The sequence below is a fragment of the Proteus sp. TSJ240517 genome (genome assembly GCF_047921575.1).
Classification (GTDB): Bacteria; Pseudomonadota; Gammaproteobacteria; order Enterobacterales; family Enterobacteriaceae; genus Proteus.
Genome location: NZ_JBLRMH010000005.1, coordinates 159513 through 185363 on the forward strand (window position 1 = coordinate 159513; position 25851 = coordinate 185363).

The 25851-nt window shown below is 46.8% G+C and carries 11 protein-coding genes, 1 tRNA gene and 2 pseudogenes; 7 read left to right on the forward strand and 7 right to left on the reverse strand.

Translation table 11 applies throughout. The features are described 5' to 3' along the window. Positions 1-29: 29 nt before the first annotated feature. Positions 30-1127, forward strand: coding sequence for an LPS export ABC transporter permease LptF (gene lptF, locus ACNARN_RS10680; protein ID WP_198620205.1), 1098 nt, complete (start codon positions 30-32; stop codon positions 1125-1127). Then, on the forward strand, positions 1127-2206 hold the full coding sequence (gene lptG, locus ACNARN_RS10685; protein WP_196533526.1) for an LPS export ABC transporter permease LptG: 1080 nt from the start codon (positions 1127-1129) through the stop codon (positions 2204-2206). Before lptF ends, lptG begins: the two co-directional genes overlap by 1 nt. Positions 2207-2273: 67 nt before the next feature. Here the strand turns inward: lptG and ampH are convergent, their stop codons facing one another. Beyond that, the gene (gene ampH, locus ACNARN_RS10690) at positions 2274-3503 is read right to left on the reverse strand and encodes a D-alanyl-D-alanine-carboxypeptidase/endopeptidase AmpH (RefSeq protein WP_198626345.1); all 1230 of its coding nucleotides are present in this window, start codon (positions 3501-3503) and stop codon (positions 2274-2276) included. Between the two features lie 1472 nt (positions 3504-4975). Here ampH and ACNARN_RS10695 point away from each other — a divergent pair. From ACNARN_RS10695 to ACNARN_RS10705, 3 genes are all read left to right on the forward strand, one after another. Beyond that, positions 4976-5060 (forward strand) — tRNA-Leu (locus ACNARN_RS10695). A 198-nt stretch (positions 5061-5258) separates the two neighbouring features. After that, entirely contained in the window at positions 5259-6527 is a 1269-nt protein-coding gene (locus tag ACNARN_RS10700; RefSeq protein ID WP_108478849.1) for a tyrosine-type recombinase/integrase, read from the forward strand. A 110-nt stretch (positions 6528-6637) separates the two neighbouring features. Continuing rightward, a complete protein-coding gene (locus ACNARN_RS10705) occupies positions 6638-6922 on the forward strand; it encodes a hypothetical protein (RefSeq protein WP_108478850.1) in 285 nt (94 codons plus the stop codon). 102 nt (positions 6923-7024) lie between these two features. On the opposite strand, the gene ACNARN_RS10710 is transcribed toward ACNARN_RS10705, so the two are convergent. Further along, positions 7025-7414: a DUF2130 domain-containing protein gene (locus ACNARN_RS10710; RefSeq protein WP_230084878.1), complete on the reverse strand. Its 390-nt coding sequence runs from the start codon at positions 7412-7414 to the stop codon at positions 7025-7027. A gap of 30 nt (positions 7415-7444) precedes the next feature. After that, positions 7445-8141: pseudogene (locus tag ACNARN_RS10715) on the reverse strand (IS1 family transposase). 66 nt (positions 8142-8207) lie between these two features. On the opposite strand from ACNARN_RS10715, the pseudogene ACNARN_RS10720 reads away from it, so the two are divergent. Continuing rightward, positions 8208-8597, forward strand: a pseudogene (locus tag ACNARN_RS10720) (IS630 family transposase); the annotation flags it as partial. A 45-nt stretch (positions 8598-8642) separates the two neighbouring features. After that, complete coding sequence (locus ACNARN_RS10725) at positions 8643-9233, forward strand: helicase-related protein (RefSeq protein WP_232373735.1); 591 nt, start codon at positions 8643-8645, stop codon at positions 9231-9233. A gap of 345 nt (positions 9234-9578) precedes the next feature. Here the strand turns inward: ACNARN_RS10725 and ACNARN_RS10730 are convergent, their stop codons facing one another. Genes ACNARN_RS10730 through ACNARN_RS10745 form a run of 4 tightly spaced genes read right to left on the reverse strand, consistent with a single transcriptional unit; the run spans position 9579 to position 25829 of the window. Beyond that, positions 9579-11696, reverse strand: coding sequence for an ATP-dependent helicase (locus tag ACNARN_RS10730; protein ID WP_108478851.1), 2118 nt, complete (start codon positions 11694-11696; stop codon positions 9579-9581). Beyond that, a complete protein-coding gene (locus ACNARN_RS10735; protein ID WP_108478852.1) occupies positions 11693-18034 on the reverse strand; it encodes a DEAD/DEAH box helicase in 6342 nt (2113 codons plus the stop codon). Before ACNARN_RS10735 ends, ACNARN_RS10730 begins: the two co-directional genes overlap by 4 nt. Beyond that, complete coding sequence (locus ACNARN_RS10740) at positions 18034-22968, reverse strand: class I SAM-dependent DNA methyltransferase (RefSeq protein WP_108478853.1); 4935 nt, start codon at positions 22966-22968, stop codon at positions 18034-18036. Before ACNARN_RS10740 ends, ACNARN_RS10735 begins: the two co-directional genes overlap by 1 nt. 2 nt (positions 22969-22970) lie before the next feature. After that, on the reverse strand, positions 22971-25829 hold the full coding sequence (locus ACNARN_RS10745) for a DEAD/DEAH box helicase (protein WP_126462265.1): 2859 nt from the start codon (positions 25827-25829) through the stop codon (positions 22971-22973). Between the last annotated feature and the right edge of the window lie 22 nt (positions 25830-25851).

Genomic DNA, 25851 nt, shown 5'->3' on the forward strand with positions numbered 1-25851 from the left:
AAAGACAAGTTTTCACAGGCATAACTAGCGTGATTATAATTCGATATTTAGCTCGGGAAACCCTTAAAAGTCAGATAGCCATCTTATTTATTTTGATGCTTATCTTTTTTAGCCAGAAACTGGTTGAAATTTTAGGGGCTGCTGTTGAAGGTAACATTCCTACAAACCTCGTGATTTCTCTGCTGTGGCTGGGAATTCCTGAGATGGCACAGCTTATTCTTCCATTAAGCCTTTTTCTTGGGCTTCTGATGACTTACAGCAAACTTTATGTTGAAAGTGAGATAACCGTCATGAATGCGTGCGGAATAGGTAAAAAAGCATTAGTGCAAGCTGCACTGTTGCTTTCATTACTCACCAGCGCATTAGCCGCAGGAAATGTCATTTGGCTTATTCCTTGGTCTTCGGTGCATCAAGAGCAAGTCCTTGAGGATGCTAAAGCAAACCCAAGTTTAGCTGCATTGATGGAAGGGCAATTTAAAATGTCCAGTGACCGCAATATGGTGCTCTATCTTGGCAGTGTAAAAGGGAATCAATTCCAAGATGTATTCCTTGCACAGTTGCGTCCAACACAAGATCAACGTCCTTCTGTCGTGGTGGCAGATAAAGGCTATACCAAAGAATTACCTAACGGGAATCAGATAGTTGTATTAAGTGAGGGTACTCGCTATGAAGGTACGGCTGTGCTACGTGATTTTCGTATTACCGATTTTAATGATTACCAAGCTGTTATCGGGCACCGTGAATCTACCATTAGTAGTAATCGTGTAGAACAAAAAACGATGACTGAACTTTGGCATTCAAATGAAACAGAGTCTATCGCTGAATTCCATTGGCGTTTAACTTTGATTTTCTCTGTTATCATTATGGCGGTGATGGTCGTGCCTTTAAGTGAGGTAAACCCACGTCAAGGTCGCGTATTAAGTATGCTACCTGCCATGTTGCTTTATCTGGTGTTCTTCTTACTACAAAGTTCATTGCACTCTAACGGTGAAAAAGGAAAACTGGACCCTCTAATTGCAATGTGGAGTGTTAATGGCGCTTATCTTGCCTTGGCTATCTTATTGAATATTTGGGATACCTTGCCTATGCGTAAATTCCGCGCTCGCTTTAAGAAAGGAGTTGCCTGATGTTTGGTGTACTAGATAGATATATCGGGCGTACTATTTTACAGTCGATTTTGATGACACTGTTTTTGCTAGTTTCACTATCTGGCATTATCAAATTTGTCGATCAACTCCGTAAAGTAGGGCAAGGGGATTTCACCACACTGGATGCGGGTATTTACGCCATTTTAAATATCCTTAAAGATGTGCAGATTTTCTTTCCTATGGCGGCATTACTTGGTGCGTTATTAGGATTAGGCGCATTAGCAACGCGTAGTGAGTTGGTGGTGATGCAAGCATCGGGATTTACCCGTTTGCAAATTGCAGGCTCGGTAATGAAAACCGCTATTCCCTTGGTACTATTAACTGTACTGATTGGCGAATGGGGCGCACCACAAGGTGAACAGTACGCACGTAACTACCGTGCCGAAAAAATCATGGGTAACTCTTTAGTTTCGACTAACCGCGGTATGTGGGCTAAAGATGGCAATCAATTTATTCATATCAACCGAATAAAGAGCCAAAATGAGATGCAAGGCATCACACTCTATGATTTTAATAATGATAGAAAACTAGAAACGGTACGTTATGCATCAAGTGCAACCTACGATGTGAATAAAAAAACGTGGATGTTGAAACAAGTTGAACAGTCAGATTTAACTGATCCACAAAAAATCACAGGTAAAAAACAGGTATCACTTGAATGGCCAACACGATTAACTCCAGAAAAATTAAGCGTTGTGGCGTTAGATCCAGATGCATTATCGATCAGCGGGCTTTATCAGTACGTTAAATATCTAAAACAGAGTGGGCAAGAGTCAGCAAACTATGAGCTGAACTTCTGGAAAAAAATCTTTGCTCCAATCTCTGTTGCTGTAATGATGTTAATGGCATTGTCATTTATTTTTGGCCCATTACGTACTGTACCAATGGGATTAAGAGTTTTAACGGGTATCTCTTTTGGTTTCTTATTCTATATTGTCAATGAAGTTTCAGGACGATTAAGTTTGGTTTATGGCATACCCGCAGTGATTGCCGCATTAGTACCGGGAATACTCTTCTTAACGTTGAGTTTATGGTTATTGATGAAGCGTAATCGCTAGATAACATCAGACTGAAAAATAAAAAAGCGCCTTATTAGGCGCTTTTTTATTGCTATTGAGTATGCGATCACTGATAAAAATCTTTTGCTAGCGCACGAACAAGAGCATTAGTACCCTGAGTTACTTCACTAAATTTAGTACCGTTAGGTTTACGAGTGATCACCACAAATACACCAATATTTAATTCGGGAATGGTTGCCATATAAGTATTAAATCCACCGCCACCCCCTGTTTTTTGGTAAATCGCTGGAATACCATTAGCAGGAGCCATATAAACCCAGCCTAGACCCACGCCATCAGCACGACCCGCAACATCCATTCCTTCTATTGAAGAGAGTCGATTACGAGGAAAGTAAACAGACTGCTCTTTACTTGCTGTTGCCTTTCGCATGGCATTATGAGAAGTCAAAAAGCCTTGCATCCAACGTTGCATATCGGCAGGCGTAGAGTACACACCACCACTTCCAGCTGCTGCAATGGTGTCAGAGCATGGGCTTGGTTTATATCCTACTAATAGTCGTTGGCATTGTGCTGGAGTCGGCGTCAATGTGGTATTCGTCATGCCTGCGGGCTGAGTGACATATTGTTGTAAAAGTTGAGGATAACTTTTACCTGATGCTTTCACCAAGGCATCCGCTAATAGATCGTAAGCGAGGTTTGAATAAGCTGCTTGTTCCCCAGCGGTAGATGTCAATGTCGCCTTTTTCAACCAGTTCCAGCGGTCGCCATGCGTTGGCCATATAAAAACAGGTCTTCCCCATTTCCCACCCGGTTGTTCTCGTGGAAAACCACTGGTGTGACTCGCTAAATGATAAAGACGGATAGGGGATTGAGCGCTGACTAATGGAATGTCTACACCATAGTAACTGTATTTTTGTAGTGGATCGGTGACTAATAATTTTCCATCATCTTGTAACTTTAATAGCACTTCACTCGTCATCAACTTAGTAATTGAAGCGATACGAATAAGCGAGTTCATTGATGGTGCATTGCGGCTTTCAGGTGTTGTCGTCCCAAAAGAACGATTCAAGGTTTGAGAGTTATTGATCATGACAATAACCATGCCTTGAGGATTACTCTTTTGATAAATCTGTGAGGCATATTTATCAAACAGCGCGCTTGCATTGCTTACATTAGGGCTTAATGCCGTAGGCCATTGCGTTAACTCAGGCACACTGTTCTGTTGATTTAACATAGAAGGTTGTGTCGCTGGTGGTAATGACGAACGTTGGCTACACGCATTCAATGTCAGTAAAGCGATTGGGATCATAAGATATTTTAGAAAATGTTTTTTCATTTTTACTTTCAACAGAAGTCAGTGAGGTGAAAGGAATGCGATCAACATAAAATGGTTTATGTTTTAATTTGGTGCCTTTCTTATCGCGTTATTTTTTCTTTATCATTTTTAATACGGCACCTAAGATAATACCAACAAATATGCCCGTTATAATCCAGCCAACAATGCCCATAACACCGCCTTCTAATCAGATTTAAACCAAATTTTGATTATATTATCAGAAATAAGAATGTCTATCAGTGCAAGAGTCAGTTATCAAAAAGTTGGCATTAAATGTGTCAAATTGTCTCTAAGAAAAAGATAGTGAAGAAAAACCGCATCATAAAAAGACATTTTTCTCATGTTTCTCCTCTAAAAGTGAGGTAAGTATTACCGTTAAGTTACAATCTTCCTCAGTTACCCTAGTTTTTAACCCTATTATTAGCTTTTCTTTATTATTAAGTTAGGATATGTATATCAAGAAAATGTTAATGAATGGTTTTTTTATTCAATAAATCGCTTTTAGATAACGTATTCATCTTTAATTTATCTTATTTTGATGAAATTACGGTATTATGTAAAGATAATATAAGAGTGTGACATATTTTGTAATAATTTATTGATTGTGAGATTGTGAAATTAAACTTATTATAGCTTCATCAAGTCGAGAGACTGAGAATATAAGAGTTATAGAGCAAAGATAACACAGCAATAATAGAGTGAAGTAATAAGAAGGCATATTATAAAATAGCCTCTTCAATAATAAATAAGTTATATATTAGTCGTAATATTTCAACACCATTATATTAAATAGTAGTACATTCGTTTTAGATTTAATAAATGCCTTTATATTAGATAGTAGTACCTTTGTTATAGTAGTAAATAAGTACCTTTGTGTTAAATAGTAATTTCCTATGTAGTAGTAAGAAGTATCTTATTAAAGTAGTAAATCCTTTATATCAATAATATGCAGTATAGATAAAGAAGTACATTATATTAATAAAACATAACTACCTTCTTCCTCACACCAGGGAAGAAAAGGGCAGTGACGCTACAAAAATAATTTATAGTCATTAAAATAAAATTAAGCCCTCGTTTAGCAGTACTGTCGGATCAAAACACTAACCCAAGTTTTGATCCTTTTTTTATTTATCGGTATATAAATTAAAATATATCGTTTAAATAAGTTAGTTTTAATGAATTTATATAATGACGATATAATCTTTAAAAGAGAAAAAGATAAGATAAGAAAAAAGTAGAAATAAGATGACGAATAAACTTAGATACAAGAATAACAAGATAATTGATTTATCGATACAACATGATTAAATCATTAACGATAGATACCTAGATGCAACTTATAAGTCGTGTTTTATGATAGCAACAAACCCCAAATGCACTTTTTTTCGCCAATCAAACTGAAAACTAACAATAATTGTTGCGAGGGTTCTTCACGCAAGTATAATGGGCAGGTTTTCCAGACACACTTCAGTGCCGGAGTGGCGAAATTGGTAGACGCAGTTGATTCAAAATCAACCGCCTTCGGGTGTGCCGGTTCGAGTCCGGCCTTCGGCACCAACAGTATGTAAATAGACCTCAACTGAGGTCTTTTTTTATGCCTAAAATCCACGTAATACAAGGTCTTACACGGCTTTTCAGTCAATATGGGTCAATTGAGCTCAACCCACATCAAGTAACATGTGAGTATATAAATGAGTATATATCTCGGTTCGATAATCGTTATATACTCAAAAGATACATAGAAGGAGAACTTTTATGGCTCTGACTGATATCAAAGTACGTTCTGCTAAACCACAAGAAAAAGAGTACACGCTGGTGGATGGTGATGGCATGTTTTTGCTTATTCATCCTAATGGCTCTAAATATTGGCGCTTTCGTTTTCGATTTGCTGGTAAACAACATCTAATGGCATTTGGAATCTATCCTGAAATATCGTTAGCTGATGCGAGACAGAAGAGAGAGGGCGCAAGGAAACTTATTGCTGCTGGGATTGATCCTCGTGAAAATAAACGAGCAATAAAGGAAGAGCAGCTAAAAGAAAGTATTACATTTGAGTCAGTGGCAAGAGATTGGCATGCGAGTAATAAAAAATGGTCTGAATCTCACAGTGCTCGTGTACTCAAAAGTTTAGAGGATAATCTCTTTGCTGCAATCGGGCATTACAATATCGCTGAGTTAAAAACGCGAGATCTTCTTGTTCCTATTAAAGCCGTAGAGATGTCTGGACGTCTTGAGGTGGCCTCTCGTTTACAACAGAGAACCACAGCGATTATGCGCTTTGCTGTACAGAGTGGCTTAATTGACTACAATCCTGCACAGGAAATGGCTGGTGCTGTTGCGACCAGCAATAGACAACATCGACCAGCATTAGAGCTGAGTCGCACACCGGAACTCCTTCATCGTATCGATCAATACTCTGGTAGACCGTTAACAAGACTAGCAGTACAACTCACCTTATTAGTCTTTATTCGTTCTAGTGAACTGCGTTTTGCTCGTTGGTCAGAAGTTAATTTTAAAACAGCAATGTGGACCATACCAGCAGAGCGTGAATCAATTGAAGGTGTAAAGCACTCTCATCGTGGTTCTAAAATGAAAACACCTCATTTAGTTCCACTATCGCGACAAGCGATAAAGATCTTAAAGCAAGTCAAACTGATTAGTGGTGATCATGATCTTATTTTTATTGGTGATCATAATCCTCGCAAACCGATGAGTGAAAATACGGTGAATAAATCCTTACGAGTGATGGGATACGATACTCAAGTGGATATCTGTGGGCATGGTTTTCGTACCATGGCCTGTAGTTCGCTGATTGAATCAGGTCTATGGTCTAGGGATGCAGTAGAACGCCAAATGAGCCATCAGGAGCGTAACTCAGTAAGAGCTGCTTATATCCATAAAGCTGAACACCTTGATGAGCGTAGACTTATGCTGCAATGGTGGGCTGATTTTCTTGATGCCAATAGAGAACAAGCTATCTCACCATTTGACTATGCCAAAGTGAATAACCCATTTAAGATATAATTTATCCAATCGTAATACGTCTCATTCAATAATTAAACATTATCTCATAAGCCTCTGTCCTTACGGACAGAGGCTTTTTTTCGTTTTAATCAACCTAAAAGGAAATCATGATGGAAAATCAACGGTATTGCCCTGTATGCGACTCAACTCGTATTCGTGAACGTCATATAGGGAAAAAGACAGGAGCTGTTGCTGGTGGCATGTCAGGCGCATTAGCTGGAGCATCTATCGGCTCTGCTGTTCCTATTGTAGGAACTATTGCTGGTGCGACGATTGGTGCGCTGTTTGGACGTTTAGTTGCTGGTGCTGCTGCAGGAGCTGTAACAGGTGCAACCTTAGATGGCGTCGTATTTGACCGTTATGAATGTATCGAGTGTGAATATACATTTGATTAATGGATTAAAACGGGTACCTTTGGGTACCCGATTGATGAGTCTTTTATTTTTTATTAGATTTTACATGAGACATTATCATTACCAGAGCAGAATGAATGGCAGTTATTCTGATGGCGACTGATGTTTGAGTTCAGCAAATTTTGTTGCCATTGTTGGATTGCCTCGAGTTAATTTTTTCACTGTGAGATCTTCTGCTTTATCGTTAGCCAGTCGTAAATTATTAGCTGATTTATGTAGTGCATCTTTTGTTTTTTCTAGATCTTTGATGGCTTCATCAATACGTTTTACTGCTTCTTCAAATCCATCCGAAGCCAAGCGCCAATTACGACCAAAAGCACTTTTAAAATCATCAAGTTGAGTTTCAAAATTAGTGATATCGATATTTTGTGCTCTTACCAGCGCTAACTCTGATTTGTACTGAAGGGAACTCATCGATGCGTTACGCAACAGAGTAATTATAGGGATGAAAAACTGCGGCCGTACGACATACATTTTTGGGTCATGTATTCAATATGTAGATCATCATAATAGGTAGTGTTCGCGTTCAATAAATGTGCCGATGATCTTGTCGTGCATTTCTGCTGACTTTGAGTAGCCTAATGTTTTACGATTAAGTCGCTTTAAACGGTTTCTTAAGTTTAAGTTCTCTCGTTCAATTCGTTGTGTATAAAACTTATTGGCTACGTGTTTTTCCTTCGGCAATATCTCATAAGCGTTAAACTTATCGGTGCACCAAAAGGCCACATTAAATCTAGAGAGTAATGCTAGTAACTTGTGAAGCGTTTTCTTATTTCGACGACCAAATGTATGGCAATAATTCGTTTTAGGCGAGGCTCCCAAGCATACCAGAGCCAGCGTTGTTGCTTCTTGCTAGCAACAAAAGACCACTGTTCATCCACTTCACAAAGCAGTTCAATGTGCAGATTATCAAGAGGTAAAGAGGTTACCTGCCTCGGCGAGAGTTTTTTAAAGTACGAACAACAGCATTAATGCTGATATGAAGGGCTCTAGCGGTATCACGAATACCGGCATTATTCATCGTGAGATCGATAATTTTATCTTTAGTCCCAGGTAGGCAGGCGCGATATTCATAATCGAGTTGAAAGCTTCGACAGCAATCTTGGCAACGATAGCGTTGATGGCCAGTGCTTCCTAATCCATGTTTTTTTACTGAGGGAGTTTGTTGACAAAATGGGCACCTTACATCGACTTTAGCCATGAGTATTCTCCGGTAAATTACCCTATATTATAGGTTACTCACCGGATTGGATACATGACCGGCGCGACCATCGTGAGTGATGATGAATATATTAATAGTGAAAGTATTGTTCGTTTTTTCAGCAAATTAAGAGAGAGTTATCCATTATCCCATAAGCTTCATCTTATTTTAGATGGCGCGGGATATCACCGAAGTGATCTCGTCAAAAATGCAGCGCTGACCCTTAATATAAAGCTTCATTATCTCCCACCTTATAGTCCAAATCTCAATCCAATAGAGAGGCTATGGAAGGTAATGAATGAGCAGTCGAGAAACAACGTTTATTTCAACAATAAACGAGACTTTAAGGCTGCGATCGACCGATTTTTTACTGTGACGCTTCCAGAGATCGCAGGTAGTTTGGCGTCTCGAATTAATGATAATTTTCAGGTACTCAAACCTGCATCTTCAAGTTGATTCAGTATATATACACGTTGTCGCTTTGCTTTACGCTACGGTCAGTTGAGAGACGACACGGATCAAGCAGTCGCACATGCTGAATCGGTAAAAGATGCGTTTAACTCTCCCTTCCACCCCTTTGTATTGGCTTCCACCTCAATCGGGCAAGAGGGGCTCGATTTTCACACCTGGTGTCATGCGGTGATGCACTGGAATCTACCGTCAAACCCGGTCGATCTAGAACAGCGTGAAGGACGAGTACACCGTTATAAGGGCCATGCGGTAAGGAAGAATATTGCCGAGTATTATGGTTTGAGTGCACTTCATTCACTGGCAGAAAGTTCAGATCCCTGGGCACAGCTCTTCGCACTTGCAGCAAGTCAACGCAAAGCTGGACAGTCAGATCTGATTCCCTACTGGATTTTTGAGGAAGGAACCTCTCGCGTCGAGCGCCGGGTTCCCATACTGCCATACAGCAAAGAGAGCATTAAGTTTAAGTGGCTCAAACGAGAACTTGCACTCTACCGTATAGTCTTCGGTCAGCCGCGCCAGGAAGATTTGCTGTTCGGCCTGAAACACAGTGGCGATGAGTCTTTAACGGATATGGCACAGTGCCTTATCTCTCTTGAGCCACCAAAGTGTGATGCACCTTAGTGTGAGAAGTTATCCCTTACCTTATTCGAATTGCTTATACCATGGAAGTTAACCTGTCAGGCACAGTAAGCTTACTATTGAAGCATATGACAGCTTCTGCGCATCGACAGCCTACCCACACAGGGATGATTCTTGCCTGAGCGCCGTATGAATCTCAGAAGTTTTAAGACCGCGATATGAACGTATGTGGGCGATGACCGCAACGCTGGGTCAGAGTTGGCGCCAGCGATGTGATTCGCCCACTGAACGGACAGAAAATACATAAACCCTAAGATCCATATTTCTAGCTTCAATATCGTACTAAGAGCCAGAAAAATTCGCCCTCCAGGCCCATACAGAAAAATATTACTTAACGGTTAATAATGTACTTGGTACACCGAATGAAGAAACAAACAATCCTTTTACCGCACGAGTTGCTGCAACATGGAGCAGCGCACGTTCATTAAATAGTGCATCACGTTGTTCAACAGGATCGTCAGATGCTATGGCTTTTACTTCCGGTACAACGCCATCGTTGATACCGGCAAGGAACACATACTGGAACTCTAGCCCTTTAATGCGGTGCATTGTTGCAATGCGAACACCGGCCCGTTGATCACTGTCGCCACTATCGTTCCCTAAATTAAAAGTTTCAATTCCCGCTTCATTCAGAGCTGACACATAGCGCTCATTCGTATGCCGCGTGCGGGAAGTAATGCAGATATCCTGGGAACGGACATCATTGGCTAACAACACCTGAATTTGCTTGATAATCGTCTCAGCCTCTTCCTTAAAATCTGAAGCATGAGTAATCATGGGTTTTTCACCATGAAGCAATGATAAATAATCGTTGCAGGAATCAGTTTCACCATCCAGGTTGTCAACCTTAACGCCGGTTAACAACCCGACAGCAAACTGTCGCGTCTCTTCTGTAGTCCGGTAGTTAATTTTCAGTTTTTTACTACGGCGCCCACGAACGTTAATCCCACACTGACCTAGAACGACTTTATTGCGGTAAATACGCTGATGGCCATCACCCACGATAAAGAGATCGTTAGGAGACTCTGGAACTAGGCTACGAATAAGGGTAAAGGCCGGTGCGCCTATATCCTGAGCTTCATCGACTACGATACTGCTATAAGGCAATTGCACCTGCTTTTCTTTAAACAGAATGATAGCCTCATGCATGGCATCACCCATCTCTCGCAGTTTGGCTCGCGCCATTTGTGCCCGGAACTCTTCGAACACAGGCCAGATTTTCGCACGCTGAATACGGGATAACGCCGTGCCACGACCAATACGACTCACCTTCAGATATTCTTCACGGCTGTAAACCGCATTCGGCTGAACAACACGTTGCCACTCTTCAGAATAAAAGTTATCAGGTAATCCCAATTCAGCAGGGACTTGCTGCAAGGCATAGTTCCAGCATTTACGTCGCCCTTCATCGCTGTCATACACCACACGGAAATCATATCCATGGCGTTTAAGCTGCTCGCTCATCCAGGCATCAATGTTAACAACTTCAATACGTGCCATCTCTTCACGGCTACACAAACGCTGGAGGTTGGCGCGAATATCCGCCGCCAGGTTACGGGTGAAGGTCGTGAACAGAACTTTTTTTCCGGGTTTATCGACCAGGCGTTGGGACAACCAACGTGCACGATGCATCGCAACAACTGTTTTGCCCGTGCCTGCACCACCTAATACACGTACCGGACCATTTGCCGGAGACTCTACCAGTTTTCGCTGGCTCGGATGGAGGAAGACTCTCCATTTTTCCAGTGGCGCGTTGAGCATTTGCAGTAGCTCTTGTTCATTCTCAACGACATGGAAGCGACGTTTACTTCGTTCCATCGCCTCAATAAAGTCGTTGGTATCAACAGGCTCATCACGGTGCTCGTTAAACTCCTCCAGCACTTCCCGGTAATCCAGACCTTCTGCCAGCCAGTGTAGGGGTTCCCAGGCTTCCGCAGGCATCACACTTTCCAGCTGATTCAGCCCTGCGGCATCTACAAGTGCCATCACCTGCTCAATAAACACAGGAGGAACACCCAGCGCGAGGATCTGCTCTGCCGTATAAGCAGCAAAGAGTTTAGGTTTATCAACAACAGTCGGCTCGGGTGTAGGTTTGATATAGCTGGTGTCAATCACCTGAATCGCACCGGTTACCGGGTGAATCGCACATTCGTGTCGCCGCGCCCAGTCGTAGGCTTCGTCGTGCTTATCCACCCACATCAGCATATACAGAGTACCCTGCTCAGGTTTCAGGACGATCCCCCGGTAGGTTTGGTCAATACGCACGGAATGCACATTATTGCTGCGTGCATCGTGGATCTTTTCGTAGTTCAGCCCATTACTCGTCGGATCCTGGCGGAACTTGGAGATGAATTCCTGGACCTTTTTTTGCTGCGCTTTAGGAATCCGCGCAAAAGCCCCCAGAAAACCATCAGAAAGTGCCACCTTTGGCGTTGGAATCGTCATTTGTTACCTCCGGACAGATGCTGCAATGTATTTTCGTCAATTGGCCCGAATGCAACGTGCCAACCCTTACTTTCGAATAAAGCAGTAAAGTCCTGATTATCTATAATCAAGGCTTGCTTTTGTAACGGCCAGGCGAGATCGGCTTCTGCAATAATTTCGCCATCGTCATCCTGCAATTCATATCCTACTGTCGGTGCAGGTAGCGATAATGACTGAAGCAAAGCGATTTCTTCTGTACTCAACAAACCGAACTCAATTATCTCCGCCCAGCTCTCATCAGATTGAATCTCTGCTACCACCGACGTCTCAATTTTGGCTGCTCCAGACTCTTGCGGTGAGTTAACCGCTTTACGACTGGTAAACGTCATATCTGGCAAGAACTGCAGTAAATTCACCATCCGCCAGAAACCGTTAAATCCGGCTTCATAGCCATCATCCTGAGAATAACGATCGTCAAAGCAAATATGCAGCCTCAACCAATTTCGCATTTGTTCAATGCTTGTCGTTGATTTAATGGCTTGTTGCGGTACAACAGCTGCCAGCTCAATGAACAGTTGTGATGAGCTACAGCTATCCAGTAAACCGCCAAATACAAATGGTTCATCAGGCAAAAGTGCATTCAACCGATAAGCGGGAGCGTTCTCCTGCATTTCATAGGCGTACTTTTGTTTGACTCCGGTATCCTGCGACTTTTTAGGATCCAGCCACACCCAGGCATAAGCTGCAGCCATTTTCTGCCATAGCAGAGTTTTATTAACGGGATCAGTGAGATAATCGAGTAACAGTGCGAAACTGTTTCTCTCCCTGAATGAACCTTCAAGCCTCGCAAAGTTTGTATCATGGAACGGGTTATAAAACTTAGGCTGTTTCATATCCGGGTTATGCCCAAGCCCCATGACATCCTGAACATGTTTCAGTCCTTGTTCTTGAAGGTCTGCCCAGGTCACTGTCCATACCCAAAATTTCCCGCTGTCTTTAATCGCCTGCCGTTTTTGGACATCATCCGATACGCTATCTTTATGAAAAGCAAAACCATCCAGGAAAATTGCTACCGGTTTTATCTTTTCTGACTGCATCAGAGGATAGAGCACATAATCTGGTCGGCTAAGGATGCCAACCCCTTCTTTAACCCCTAAATCAACCTGTGCTTTGAGATGCCAGCTCATCGCCGGTTCTGTACGGGTATTAATAATCCAGCCTGCGTTCTGATGGGCATAACTCCGGCTCACGAGAAGATTTTTGTTATCCTGCAGGCAGTGAATGAACCTTTTTTCCAGTTCACTCCCCATCATGGCATCAAGCGAAATGTTTTTGATGGAATCAATAACGCGTATAGAAGCACTGGCCTTCAGGATTTTTGCCAGTAAGAGACGCGCCTGATCTCTTGATACATACTTCATACGCCCGCGGTCACGGTATGCGTAAACACAGCGATAGCAGCCGTCTTTATGCGTATCATGGTTGCAGCTGCATTCCACTAGCGCCTTGTAGGCTAGCTCAAGTAATTTCAGCAGGTTGTCAGGTGTACGCATCAATTCTTTGAGTGAGCCGGTCCCCCCTGGTACGGTGTCGTAAATCACCAGATACTGACGCCAGGATTCGCCCTCATTTTCCGGCTCGCGATATACCACGCCTTTCAGGTGATCCACGTTACCTTTGAAGTAATGTTTGAGCCCAAGCTGAATGGCTGCCCCCAGGGAGGCTTCTACCACGCGATCGTTACTGTAGCTGGTTACCGGCAGCAGGATACGCAACGCCTCAGATTCCAGTTGGCGATAAAGGTAGAGATAATCTTCAAACTTCGCTTTTTCGGGTTCAGCGCGATATTTACAGCTCAGGTCATGACGTGGTTCATGATCTCGAGGGCGCTGCACCATGCCGCAGCCGAGGCAAACTTTAAACCCGGTGCGTTTCTTTGCCTCTCCTGCGATCATCAGCTCATTGGCATCATCCGCCATTTTGCCAAAGTTGATATCTCGCAGAGTCACTTTGCTCAAAAACTCAAAGCCAAACGGGATATCTCCTTCATCAATAGCATAAGCGGCCGATACATCCTCTTTTTCGAAGCTGACCAGTAGCTGTCGCTGGAAGAATGCCGGTTCGCGACTATCGCTCTCATCACTGATCTGGCTGTCACGGGCGCTTGAGCGGGCATAAACCTGGCGAAGCTTCAGTAACGTCGTTTTTTGCCCGGCATCAGCCCAACCCGGTGTGCCGCATTTTGGGCAGTATTTATGCTGATCGCCGGTCTGATCGATATTCTCGCTGTAATTACAGTGGCTACAAATACGCCAGTTTTCAGGCTCAGACACTTTAAGGTCAATCTGTTCGATTTCAACTTTATGCCCGCCCGCATAGAAGTTATTCAACGGGGCAAGCTCAGCCAGGGCCGTTGAAGCCGGACGTTCGTATTCGTAGGTCGTGTTCTGATACTCACGCGTTTCCCCACCGTCCTTGCGCCGCCACAGCACAGAACGCAGCGTAATACCGGCCTCCGGGAAGGCATAGTTGGGAAGTAATCCTTCATCGGTGAGGAAATTAAGCGTCTGCTTGTTATTGATCTGGTTCACCAGCGTCATCAGCGCCTGACGTTCCGAAGTCAACTCGCGCATATCGCTGTCAAAGTTTTGATCGTGCGGGTCGCTATCCAGCTTGTCGATACTACGCTTGAGCTTATCAATCCGGGAACGCAACGATTTGCGATCTTCCACCAGCAGTTTTAATGCCTCTTCAATACGTTGCACCAGGGAACGTTGTCCTGGTGCCCCTTGCAAATATGACAGGAGCTGTAGACGTGTGTCTTCCGTAAGGTCAGGGAAGATGGACGAGAACTGCGCAGCAATATCCACATGATTCTGTTCGACGTAACGCAGGAAGTTATAAGGGAACCCAGATTTGTGTCCAAACTCCAGCCCGTCCAGCATCTGTTTCACGTTTTTGCTGATAGCAGATGCCGGGACGCCGGTTTTCACCCAGTTGTCCATGCAGAATGCAGCCAGCTGACGCTCCAAAATAGCCGTTGCGTTCAGGAACACACCTGGAGCCTGTACCTGCCCTTGCATCATTTCCAGAGGTTCTTCAAAGAAGAACTGATCGTGCGGGTTCCCCTCAGCCACCGTAATGTTAAGCGCATTGCCGTCTTTACGCCCGGCACGACCAATACGCTGTAAGTAATTAGCCTGCGCGGGTGGAACAGAACAGAGTAATACCGTAGAAAGGTCACCCACATCGATACCCATCTCCAGCGTCGGTGTTGCCGAGAGCAGGTTGATATTCCATGGCTGATTACCGCGGTAGAACGATTTTTCCGTAGCCTCACGATCTTCACGGCTTAGTAATCCGGTATGCTCTGCCCCCTGAACACGCGCGATGTCCATATTATCCCAGTGCCAGGTCACTGTATTTTCAGCTTCCTGATAGTGCCCCTCACAGCGCAGAGAAAGGCATGGCGCGTTTCGCCAGTGCCAGCCCTGATCGGCCGGAGCCCGAACAACCTCACGACAGCAAGTGCAGTTTAGCTGAACAACATCACGACTCACCACCAGCGCCGAAGGTACTAGCCCCCAAGCTTCTTTGCCTTTTGTGTCAAAGTCTTTTACCAACCCGGTCATTTTCAGTGTCGCAAACAGACGTCGTAAAACCGTCTCGGCCAGGCTGCTGATAAACAGATTATTGCCGTTGCTGAGCGTGCGGTTGATCCAATGCTGATACCAGCTGGGGTTGGATTTCGCACCAATCAGTCGATGGAAGCCATTTATTTTTTCAAACGAGGCATAGGCCGGTTTACGCGTTTTCGGACCAATAGACGGCATATAGCGCGAAGTTCGCTCCTTCTGCGTCATCATAAAGGTCTTACCCTCGCGCCGATAACTTTCGAACGCCGGATGCAGAACAGCTCCCGCCTGCCGCTGATGCCAAAGAACGCCAATCACCAGGTGTGCCACCTGCTCAACGCTGACCCCAACCATTTCATCACCCAGCTCCTCGACAAGCTGTTGGTGAAGCGCCGTTATCGCTGAATTGAAACGTGCAATATCAATTCCTGCGGCTGCGTAACCAGTGGCCTCCAGCGTACGTCCAATTCGTGCGCGTAGGGTAAATTCGCTGTATACCTCCCAGTCGAGACGAAGAGAAACCAGCTCCGGTAAATTGGAACTCTCTGCCAGCTGGCCTTCGTTCTTCAGCGTCTGGTAATCGTTCATCCACTGCATGTTAGGCGCGATGAAGCTCGCGGCAAAATGAGCATCATCCGGTGAACGTTCACGCGCTTGCTGGCAGACGCGTGCCGCAAAGGCATCCAACGGTAACGTTTCTTTTTCACCCAACACGCTGGCGATTTGTCCGCGTACCATCAACGGCCAAGTTCGGGCGGTAAAGAAACTGGCGCGGTGTGCGGCATCCTGTACCGAGTCAGAAAACGTAATCAGCTTTTTATGTTCGTTGAACTGGCTGCCATAAAGCTGGTGGATCATCACCGCTGACAGGCTAGCTGCCTGTGACCCAAGAATCGAAATACCCTGTTTGCTGTTGCAGTACGGACATTCGTTAGCAAATTCCAGCTCATCCTTACGCTCTTTGAGCATATCCGGGATGAGTACTTGTAGCAGATCAGTATGGCCACAATGCCCACACTGCACGTTAGTTTGCTTATTGAGTTTTAAACAGGAAGGGCACAGTTTCTGGTGAACACCGCTGACCGGTTTATCGTTGTTGTCCGGGAAGGCTAATACAATCGAACGGCCTTTTTCGAAGAACTGACGATAAATACCGTCCAGGTCGGTTTCGAGTTGAACACTCTGACCATGGCGCAGGCTCGCCCAACCGGTAGCATGGCAGTCACGACAGTGAATAACGGGAAGGTAATGTTCGCGATTTTCCACCGCGACATCATCAGCAAAAACAAGCTCAGGTGTTTTTGACACGCTGGCAACCAGGCGGCGCATCTCGCGCAACCACAGCTGAGAACGTAGTTGCACAAAAGGCAGAACGGGACGTGCTTTATTCGCCTGTAGGCGCTTTTCCCGATCTTCCTGTTTTTCTGGAACCTCTAGGCGTGCCTGGGCAATCAGTGCCAGAATGCTTTGCAGCACGCGGGTCGCATGCCCGGCGCTTTCCGCCAGCATCACCTGGAGATTTTCCAGGCACTGCTGTTCCGACAAAATACCCCCCTGCAAATCCTCAAGCAGTACGTGCAGGATGCTGTGGCGGCGTAACAATGAGCCCAACTCAATACGCTTTTCACGTCCGAGCTCGCTGTCCAGATCGGCAGGTAATTGCAGTGAACTATCCGGGAACCACAGCGGAATTTGTCCGTTCAGATAATCTACCGGGCTGGCGTACGTTTGCGGATCCAGCGCTGCGCTGACATCCTGTCCCGGATACTGACTGTACTCGATGGTATAACCTTGCAGATACTCTGCCGCCGTGTAGCGATCTTCGCGAATAACCGCGTCATCGCTAAACGGCTGATCAAAGATCGTTTTCGCGTAATCGAGTAGTTGCCCCAGTTCGTCACCTACGGTAGCCGACGTCCCCACGCAGGTAAAACGCTTGTCATCGACACCAATATGATGCTTTAAGCGGCGCACCAGACAAGCCAAATCCGATCCCTGCGCACCATCAAACGTATGCAGTTCATCCACCACCAGATAACGCAGTGACCCTGGCTGGTTATAGCGCCAGAGTTTCTGATCGCCGGGGCGCATCAGCAGGTAATCCAGCATCTTATAGTTGGTTAGCAGGATATCCGGCGGATTCTCACGCAGGGTATGTTTGCAGGTGATGACTTTATCCGCAGACATCTTTTTGCTGGGTTCGATTTCACTGTCGCCGACAAACAGGCCGACGGTCACTTTGCCATGCAGCTGCGGATCGCTGGCGATGGTTTTAGCGAAACGGCTGGCCTGATCGGTTGCCAGGGCGTTCATCGGGTAAATGATGATCGCTTTCACACCGGCCTCTGATGCCCCAGCACAATGGTTAAGCAGCGGGAACATAAAACATTCCGTTTTACCAGAACCTGTCCCGGTCGCCACCAGCGTCGGCTGAGGCGTCTCGATACCCAGGCGTTGAAACGCCTGCGCCTGATGCGCGTGCGGTGGGAACGGCAGCGTCAGGTTGGGGAAGAAATTCAGCGGTAAGTCACTTTTACGAAACGGAAGCTGAGCAGAAAGATACGGCCCTTTCAGCAGCGTTTCCGGCTGGGCTAGAAATTGCTCCAGCATCGAGACGTTATTATTTTCTTCACCATTAAACAGCGGGCTGTTAAGCGGGAAGGCTGCCCGTAAAAAGGAGGCAACGCTGTCGGCAACCTGCCGACTGACAACAGAAGGCAGCATCAGGCGCTCTCCTTATCTTGTGCAAAGAATGCCCAGGCCACTTTGTAGTCGTCTTCGCGATCCGGCTTGATAAACGGAGCCTGCCAGGTGACGGTTCGGCGCTCACCTTCGTCGCTGCGAGTATAGTCATCAAAAGTGACGCTGACGGTACCAGTTTGCAGATGCTTGACATCATCCCAGCCAATAGCTTGATCAGTACAGTCGCCACCGGACCAGTCCGGGCTGTCGACGTTAAAGACAAAACCGTTTTTTAGGTCGACTTTACGCGCGGTGCGCGGGAGGCCAACGCCCACCAGGCCTTTACTTGGGGTAAAGATAATGCGGCCGTTTTGATCGTACCAGGTGTCGGCTTCGTACTGGCGCATGACCGGGAACTGAACGCGATAGATGGTAAGCAGTTCTTCAAGGGTTAACCCCAGCGCCTGCGCCACCAGTACGTCGATTTCCACCAGCGCCTGACGGCGACTGTAGTCAGAGCGTAATGCACAATTGCGCTGCCACTCAGGGGTCAGATTGGCGAAGAAATCTTGTGGAAGTTGCGGGAGATTGCGGCTCCAGCGCAGGGTGTTGAAGTTCGGGTTGTAGCAGGATTGCCAGAGATCGGTATAACTGCTCACAAGCGATACGAGACACAGTGCTCGACTATGCAGTGCCGTACGATAAGCATCATTTGTAAGTACTGGCAGTTGGTTAATAAGAGAGGTATTGGCATGCCCCATACCAGTACTTTTAACCCGATAATCCAACGGTACAGAAAGCGTCATTGAAAAATAATCGAGCAATGTTTGAGTATTGTTAAATGCTGAGCCCAGGCAAGTATTAATGTGACTTACACCCGGTGGAACAATTGTTGAAATCAACGTTCTCTCCGAAGATGGCCCTATCATTTCACGATTCACAAAACGATAATAATCCGTCACCTTTCTCGGTTCATCTTCACCAAGTTCAGTCCATGTAACGCGTGGAGTACGTTTGGCATACTCCTGCGCATCACATGCCGGAATATAGTTAGTGCGCGGCAGGTAATCGTCGGGCAAAGTTAGCAGGTCCAGGCAGTCATAATCGCTGTTTAACGTACAGTTTTGGCGTGGAGTTTTGTAGAACGGCGTCCCAACAAAGAAGTGCGGGCCAGACAATACCCATTGTGATGCATCCTCAGGGAACTGCGTCTTACGTTCAATAGTGCCGTCTTTCTGCTGGTTTGTTTCATGCCACATTTCCAGGGATAAATATTGCCCCTGTAAATCACCCAATCTCTTCGGCTGATTAGCAAACTTCTCCAGTACTGCAACAAGTTGTCTAGCATGCAAGGCTGGCAAACGCGCTTGCCATGCAGGAGTTCCTTCACTGTCATACAGACGAGCAAATAATGAGAGCTCCTTTAGACCAATATGAATTAGTCTTGAACGGTGGCCCGATGTATTCCAGGAAACTTTGATTTTGCCTTCAATTTCCTGCTCATCTTTGATACCAGGAACAGGGCCTACATTGTTGTGTTCAAAAGAGGCATCAATAGCGCTTACTGCGTAAACATTTGACATATTAATAAAGGACGGCGTTGTATTCTGCGGTCCATATACGTTAATGCTGAACATCGTTGCATGATGCACTTCAGCAAAAAGACTCAATTCGTTATGAAATTGAAAATGTGTCCTCAACCTCGGATACACCGTCGCACGTAATTGCCCGCCTTTCGGGTCGTCATAAATCCCTTCCGGGTGCAGGAAACCTGCCACGCCATTCTGCGATCCTAAACGCCATGCCTGCGGCAGGAAGCATTTATACAGGTTAGTCTGCACACCACGCAGTACCGGGTAGTTCTGCTGCGCATTCAGGAAGTTTTGCATCCCTTCACAACCTTCATACTCGCTGCGCCAGGCCGCTTCCAGCGCCGGAATCTGATTAAAGGTATCAACACGCAACATCGCCAGCTTCGAGGCGCTCAGCTTACGCAGCACAAACTCCGGCTCGTAATCGCCCAGCACGCCAGCCTCCTGCCATTCTACTTTCAACCACGGCGGGTTTCCGAGCATCAGGTCAAAGCCGCCGCGTTCGGCAAACAGATCGCAGAATTCCAGATCCCAATGGAAGAATCGGTGCTGCTTCTTCAGCGCATCAACAATCGCCAGACGCGGCAAATGACGGAACAGTACTTCAGTTTTTAGGCGGCCTGCACCAGAAAACAGCGAAGATTCTTCACGCACAATATCCTCGTCGGCAAACAGATTGCCGGTGGCCTGCTCTGCAACTTCAGTGACTCTTTTCGTGACGACAATACCGTCGATCAGTGTCTCCATCTCCATTAGCCACATGCCGCGATCTGGCAGTTCATTCGCTTTGTCGATTGGCCAGAACCATAGCGCACACCAGTAGTCCATCACCCAGCGCAGTTTCTGATAGGTACTGTTATCTTCGAGGCGACCGCTGAAGGTTTCATCTTTACTGCGTATAGAAGAGCGGACTTGAGCCGTATTATCCGCAGGCCATACTGGGTAATTGTCGGCGGTTTTCTGGCGCTCGGCTTTCAACTGCTGTCGGAATGTGTTCCAGAGCGCTTCCACTTTGCCACTAATGCGCTGCACATCAGCAACCTCATGCGCTTCAAAGCTTTTGGTAAACTCTTTGCGCCAGCTGTCCAGCGCTTTGAAATCATCCGGATAGCGCTGCTTAACGGTTTTGTCGCTGTAGTTGGCCATACCGCTATCTGGCAGCAGGAAGTGGAAAATCTGCTTATCTTCGCGTGGAATATTCATCGCCAGCACGGCCGGTTCGCTGTTAAGCCAGCTCGGCTCTTTCGCTTTTTTGTAAGTCAGCTCGCTCTTGTTGAACACCTGACGGCGTGCGCCAACCAGCGAGTTGCCGCAGTGCAGCTGGTAGCCAAACCACGGTACAAATGCATCGCCGCTGATGGCATTCAGCCACAGCGACACTTCCGCCAGTTCCACCGCCACCGGGTTCAAGTCCACGCCGAATACGTTGTTGTCGGCAATGTACATCTTCACCCTTTGCAGCTCCTGGGTGTAGCGATCCTGAGGAATACGGCGACCTTCCGCCTGCTGTTTGTGGAACAGGTAAGCTTCCGCCAGCTGGTTGATGGCTTCGTTAAGGAATGCTGCGCTGCCCATCGCCGGTTCGCACACGGTGAGGTTTAATATGGCGTCGGCTTTGGCGTGCGGATCGGTAATCGGATCAATTTGCTCTTTAAACAGCTCTTTCAGGGCATATTTGACTAACGAGCGGGTCAGCACTTCCGGGGTGTAGTAAGAGGCGGATTTTTCGCGGTCACGCCCGGCCATCCGATAGATAAAGCTGCCTTTACGGTGAATACGCAGGCTGCCGTCTTTTTCGTAAACCTTCTCGTCGTCGTGGTATTTACCGATCTCGTCTTTGCTGACGAAGTAGCCTGTCTCCAGCTCGTTAAACTCTTCTCCGGCTTTTTTGACCTCGTAGAGGTCATCACTGGCAAAGAACCCTCGGTAAGAGAGCAGCGCTTCATACACTGCACCTAACTGGTTGATACCCAATTGGCGATAGGAGATACGCCCCCGGCGATTAAAACGTCCTTTACCCGGGCGGCTTAACGACATCGCCTGAATAATTTGTTGCAGGGTTTCGTTGCGAAACACCACACGGTTAAGAATGCGGGTGTTATTCGCTTCAAACAGATGGCTTTCCAGACGTGGTACGCTGAATTGATGGCTGTGAATAGTGATCCTGTCGCCGCTTTCCAGATCGCTCTGCATCTTCACGCCGCCGCTGTAGCCGTCACGCACCAGTTTGAACAGCATATTCAGGCTATCGTGGAAGTAGCGCCCGTTGCGATCTTCTTCACTGGTCAACGGGATCATCTCCAGATCGCGCAGCGTTTCCAGGCTGTAGCCCTGCAGATAAGTTTTGGCGGTCATCGGCGCATAGCCCAGTTCCGGGCGCGCTTCTATGTAGAAAAGGAACAACAGACGATACATATACCGCAGGCATTCACGGCTCAACTCATCCGGGTTAATAGCACGTTTCCCGGTATAATAAGCCAGCTCGTTGTCGATGAGATAACGCATCGCTTCATTACCCAACAGCTCAATGCTCTCACGCAGGGCATATTTCAGATCTTCCGACACGCCAAACGCATGTTTGTGCGAATTGTCATCCAGCGAATCGAGATATGGCGCACCGCTGCCGGGTAACAGCGAGTCTTTGTGTAACAACACCGACGTCGCTTTCAACGTATCCGTTTCACGACGGCTTAAAATTTCTTCAAAATCAAAACGCAGCAGACGGTTTTGCGCCCACTTAGTACGATCCAGCAATAACAGCTGGCGATTGCCAAGCAGCAGTACAAAACGCGGCGGTTCATTTTGCGTGAAGACCACCGTGGAGAGCAGATCCTGCCAGCTACGGTATTCGCCGTTCGCTTTTTTACGCAGACTGTCGCGCTTATGTTTATCGGTATCTGCCGGGAACTGCGCGGTCAGCAGCGACAGCGCCAGCGGATCCAGCGTTCCTTCATCCTGATCATGTGCTTCAACAATCCACAGCCATGGGCTGCCGTCGGTACTGTTGTAACGAGCCAGTACCGGCAAAGGCGTATCGTCATCCAGCATCTGAATGTGCGGATTGAGTTCATAACCCAATGCCTTTAACAGCGGTTGCCAGCGACTGCGCTGATCAGCTAGACGCTGTGGGATCTGGCGCTGTTTTTCATGTTCAGTGAGTTTACGGAAAAACTCTGTCGCCAGGCTGTTAAGCTGGTTCCATGGCGCACGGTAGCCCGCCTCAACCTCTTTGCCCTGTTCACGGGCTGCGCGTTCAGCTTCGCGAGCGGCATTTTCCTGCTCAATCCAGGGTTCCAGTACATCGCGAATATCGCTGGTAAAGACTTCGCCCAGATAGTGGTTAGAGTAAAACTCGTTTTCGTTATTAATACCGACCAGCGCCATGATTAGCCCTCCGCTCCGGTGATTACAGCAATAACCTGGATGTAGGGCTCTTTTTCGGTGGTCATGGTGTCCTCAATCCATTGGATGTAGCTGTCAAAATTGTGTTCGATTTCGCGCTGACGTTGTTCTTTGCGGCTCTGTTTCACTGAAAGCTGCTGTTTATTATCGGCAAAATCCAGCTCCAGTTGATTCAGCTGACGCCCACGCAGAACGTCCAGCTTCTGTAGATGCTCATTGAGCTGCTGATTGATACGCTCCTCAAAAGCATTTCGATCGTGAACAAACACATCCCGCGCATGGGCGATTGCCGCTTCCAGCAGATCCTGCTGGCGTTGATGGTTACGATCTTTGCCGCCACTGTTAGTCAGCTTGCTCCTCAGTTGCGGATGTCGTTTCAGGAACTCAGCAAAAGGCAGGCTACCGCTTAACGTTTCGCGGTTAAAGCTCACCACCAGCCACGGGTTCACCATCGGGTGCGACTTACGGTTCGGGAACAACCCGGAAAGGATGAAATGATCCTCATCAGGTTCAAACAGGTGCGGCAGGCGCATCACCGGAGCCTGGTGGCGACCAAAGGCAGACTGAATTTTGTCGTCTAACCACTGCACGACCGGGTTAATTTGCCAGAGATACTGCACATCGGGCCAGGCATGTTGCTCACCGCGCGCACGCGAAATGGCTTCCGTAATAACAGTTTTGTCCTGGCTTAGATAAAGCAGCCAGTTTTCCGGCGCAATTTCCGGCGGTAACTGGTTAAAGCGACGGCGTAAGTCCTCCGGTGCCACCAGCGATAAGGTGTTATCAGGCATGGTATCGTATTGCACGGTCTGGCCGCAGGTCTTCAGATAGCCTAGCGCTTTTTCGCAGTATGCCTGCTCATTATCAAACAGACTAATGTCACTTTCGGTCACGATCGAAGCATCGCTGGACACTGCGCTGCAGATTTCGCCAAACAGGTCGTGTTCAGAATTTTCAGTGACATTGCTATTCAACAGGTCGTCGAACAGGCTGGCGCCATCGTCCTGCATCATGAATTCAGCAACCTGCTCTTCTTCCTCTTCCTGGGTAAATTTGCCAGTAAATTCGGAACTGTCGCCGATATTCTTCTGCGCCTGTTCGTCTTTATTGATCAGCACTTCCAGCACGCGCATATCACCGTTGATCTGCGGTTCACTGGCTTCAGTCAGCAAGTAACGGATCTGTGGCTGGTGTTTTTGCCCGTAGCGGTCAATACGTCCGTTACGCTGCTGGAATACCATCAGCGACCAAGGAATATCGAAGTGAATCATTTTATGGCTGAGGTGGTGCAGGTTGATACCTTCAGACGCGACATCCGAGCAGATGAGCAGGCGTAGCGGAGACTGGGATTTGCCAAACGCTTCGACGGTTTCCATCAGAACTGTATCGCCCTGATCGCCTCGCAACGTGGCAATTTGATCGTCTTTCAGCTTGAGATTGGAGCACAGTTGCTTCTCAAGGAACTCGAGCGTTTTGATACTCTCGGTAAAGATCACCAGACGATCTTCCGTGTTATTCGCTTTCCAGCGGAGATCGTTACGGATGGTCTCCAGCAACAACTGATACTTGCTGAACTGGCTGGCATCAATATTATTGAGCGCCAGCAGCAGTGACTCTAATTCGTTAATCTGGCTCTGACTGTTTATTTCTTTGCGGTTCTCAAGCCGCTTCAGGCGGTTAGCCACCACGCTGACACATGCCATTGGACTGGAGAACAACGCTTTTTCGAGCGTAATTTTGAACAGGCGGCCTTTATTTGACCGCGAGTCTTCATCATCATCGTCACGGAACTGACTCTCAACCAATCGGCGGTAGGCTTCCTCTTCAGGTCCGGTTGCCGGGCGCATCAATTTGACGATATTACGTTCCGGAAACTCGCCAGCCATCTGATCTTTTACGTCTTTTTTGAAGCGACGCACAACCAGATTTTTATCGGCAAAATCGGCGTATTCATACTCTTTCGGATTGGCAATGGCCGTCGGGTCGAGCATATTCATCAGGCTGGCAAAACTTTCAGCCTTACCGTCATGCGGCGTAGCTGAAAGCATAATCAACGTATCGCTGCGCCCGGCGAGCAATTTTGCCAGTTTGCTGCGCAAAGAGCTGGTCCCACGTTCAGCGACATTATGCGCTTCATCGATGACAATAATATCCCACCAGGCGTTTTCCAGATGGTGACGATATTCGATGTCTTGTTTCAGGGTATCGATGGAAATAATGCTCTTATCAAAATAGTGGAACGGGTTGTGGTTGGTTGGAATGCGGTTGCGCACCTTTTGTAAGCCAGCAGAGTCAAGCCGCGTCAACGGAATAGCAAAACGGCTCCAGAACTCTTTCTGGAATTGCGTGAGCATTGATTTAACCGCCAGCACAAGAATGCGTTTGCCACGTCCACGGCGAATCAGCTCTGAAACCAGAATACCAGCTTCTAGCGTTTTACCCAGCCCTACCACATCAGCAATTAATATCCGCTGGCGCGGCTGCGCCAGCGCCATACGCGTGGGATCGAGCTGAAATGGCATAGAGTCCATCGCAGCCTGATGTCCAAAATGGACTTTGCCGTCCGTCGGTACGCGTTGGCGTAGCTGGCTCTCTATGTACAACTGAGCCGCCTGGTAATTGGCTGACTCATCTTCCACCAGATTTGTTTTTGCTGGATCGAGAATCTCGACTTTTTGCTCCAGCTTTGTCAGAAACAGCCCTTCTTTACCGCGTACCAGCTCCGAAATGCCATCACAGGTCAGCAGATTGCCACCATCTCCGCTTTCATCCGCCCGGCGAATGCGCCACTCTGCATCACGAATAACCACCCGCATTCCAGGTGCATAATTTTGCTTATTCATCGGTTTTTCTGTCTGTATGAGG

Bases quoted from the DNA above. Each gene is read 5' to 3' on its own strand.
- lptG (WP_196533526.1), top strand. From the start codon at position 1,127: ATGTTTGGTGTACTAGATAGATATATCGGGCGTACTATTTTACAGTCG.
- ampH (WP_198626345.1), bottom strand. From the start codon at position 3,503: ATGAAAAAACATTTTCTAAAATATCTTATGATCCCAATCGCTTTACTG.
- ACNARN_RS10700 (WP_108478849.1), top strand. From the start codon at position 5,259: ATGGCTCTGACTGATATCAAAGTACGTTCTGCTAAACCACAAGAAAAA.
- ACNARN_RS10705 (WP_108478850.1), top strand. From the start codon at position 6,638: ATGGAAAATCAACGGTATTGCCCTGTATGCGACTCAACTCGTATTCGT.
- ACNARN_RS10710 (WP_230084878.1), bottom strand. From the start codon at position 7,414: ATGTATGTCGTACGGCCGCAGTTTTTCATCCCTATAATTACTCTGTTG.
- ACNARN_RS10730 (WP_108478851.1), bottom strand. From the start codon at position 11,696: ATGACGATTCCAACGCCAAAGGTGGCACTTTCTGATGGTTTTCTGGGG.
- ACNARN_RS10735 (WP_108478852.1), bottom strand. From the start codon at position 18,034: ATGCTGCCTTCTGTTGTCAGTCGGCAGGTTGCCGACAGCGTTGCCTCC.
- ACNARN_RS10740 (WP_108478853.1), bottom strand. From the start codon at position 22,968: ATGGCGCTGGTCGGTATTAATAACGAAAACGAGTTTTACTCTAACCAC.
- ACNARN_RS10745 (WP_126462265.1), bottom strand. From the start codon at position 25,829: ATGAATAAGCAAAATTATGCACCTGGAATGCGGGTGGTTATTCGTGAT.